Source organism: Sphingobium sp. AP50, from assembly GCF_900109095.1.
GTDB lineage: Bacteria > Pseudomonadota > Alphaproteobacteria > Sphingomonadales > Sphingomonadaceae > Sphingobium.
In genome coordinates, this window is the sequence record NZ_FNYZ01000073.1 from 1 (window position 1) to 1052 (window position 1052).

Genomic DNA, 1052 nt, shown 5'->3' on the forward strand with positions numbered 1-1052 from the left:
TAGAGCATCGCGCTTGAAATAGGAATCGAGGGATTCCCATGAGGTCGGAAATGTGATTCACCGTTGTTGGAGGTGGATCATGGGGAAATTCTATTCAACCGATCTTCGGGACCGGATCGCGGATCACATAGCATCCGGGCGATCTCGTCGCTCTGCATCTCGTCATTTTGGGGTCAGCCCGAGTTGCGCGGTGAAACTGGCGCAGCGCGTGGCGACGACGGGATCATCGGCGCCTGCCCGGCAAGGACGCCCGCCCGGTAACGGCAAGCTGGCGCCTCATATGGCGACTTTGGTCAGATGGGTCGATGCCGAGCCGGATATAACCATGCCCGAACTGTCGGCCCGGCTTGCTGCGGCCACTGGCGTTCAGGCGCACCCTGCCTCGCTGTCGCGCGCCTTGCTCAAGGCCGGCTACAGCTTCAAAAAAAACGCTGCTGGCATCGGAATGCGGACGCGATGATGTTGTCAAGGCGCGCCGGGCCTGGCGCGTCTATCGGCAGCCGGCCTTGCGGAAAGAGCCGCATCGACTGGTCTTTATCGACGAGACGGCAACCACCACGAAGATGACGCGGTTACGAGGACGGGCGCGCCGCGACCAGCGCCTCAAAGCGCGGGCACCCTTTGGTCATTGGAAAACCCAGACCTTCATCGCAGCCCTGCGCTGCGACGGACTGACCGCGCCATGGGTCATCGACTGCCCCATGAACCGTACGACTTTCGAAACCTATGTCGAAACGCAACTCGCTCCCACCCTCAATCCCGGCGACGTCGTCATCCTCGACAATCTCTCCAGCCATAAAAGCGAGAAAGCCAGGGCCATCCTCAAGGCGCGCGGTGCATGGTTCCTCTTCACGCCGCCCTATAGCCCTGACCTCAATCCAATCGAGATGGCATTCTCCAAACTCAAGGCCCACCTTCGCCGAACAGGAGCCAGAACCATCGATGCCCTCTGGCAGGCCATCGGCAATATCTGCGACCTCTACACCCCAGACGAATGCCGAAACTTCCTCAAAGCCGCTGGATATGCGTCCGATTAAAGGCTCGATGCTCTA

Annotated in this window: 1 protein-coding gene; it reads left to right on the forward strand. The window is 60.1% G+C overall.

Annotated elements, in window-relative coordinates; genetic code table 11:
* The first annotated feature begins 79 nt into the window (after positions 1-79).
* Positions 80-1037 (forward strand): IS630 family transposase gene (locus tag BMY84_RS28935; RefSeq protein WP_093088613.1). Its coding sequence is split into 2 segments (ribosomal slippage): positions 80-402 and positions 401-1037, totalling 960 coding nucleotides; the frame shifts between segments, so codons are not numbered across the junction.
* Positions 1038-1052: the final 15 nt, after the last annotated feature.